This window comes from Vibrio sp. 1078-1, assembly GCF_033340475.1.
This window is the reverse complement of record NZ_JAWOWM010000667.1, coordinates 1-573: the sequence shown is the minus strand read 5'-3', so window position 1 is coordinate 573 and position 573 is coordinate 1. Positions and strand designations below refer to the sequence as shown.

General features: G+C 41.4%; 1 protein-coding gene and 1 pseudogene. Both read right to left on the bottom strand.

Going from position 1 to position 573, the window contains the following annotated elements; translation table 11 throughout:
* Nucleotides 1-83, bottom strand: a pseudogene (locus R7190_RS29405) (DNA-binding response regulator); the annotation flags it as partial.
* A 176-nt stretch (nucleotides 84-259) separates the two neighbouring features.
* Nucleotides 260-573, bottom strand: a 314-nt coding sequence (locus tag R7190_RS29400) for an SDR family oxidoreductase (RefSeq protein ID WP_318138143.1), incomplete at its 5' end; no start/stop codon positions are given.

The window sequence follows — 573 nt, the reverse complement described above, 5'->3', positions numbered from 1 at the left end:
ACAAAGTACTCACCGAGCATATCTTGTAGTTTTGGATCGTCTTCGACAATGATAAGGGATGGCTTGATTTCTTGTTCGTTCATGTAAGTGATGTGTGCTGTATTTGATATCACTGAAAGTTAAACAAATTTGCGAGTTATTTCAAATAAAGCTTGTAAAGAATAAGGTTATCCGATGAGTTAATAATATAAAAAAAGCAAACGTTTTGATATAGAACAAATCGTTTGCTTAGTATATAGGAAATTAAGTTGTCACCAGATTATGGTTGCTGCTTGGTCGGCGCGAGCGCAATTTCTCGGATACAGACATTTTGTGGTTGTTGGTAAGCGAACATTACTGCACGCGCGACATCGTCTGCGGCGAGTACACCACCCATATCCACTTTCCAAGCATCGTATCCATCTTTAATGTTTTGTGAAGTGGTGTGAGAAAGCAGTTCCGTCTCTACTGCGCCCGGTGCAATAGTCGTAACACGCACATTTGATGCGGCTACTTCTTCGCGCACATTTTCTGAAATTGCATGAACTGCGAACTTAGTCCCACAATATGCAGCGTGGTCAGGGAACGTCTGTT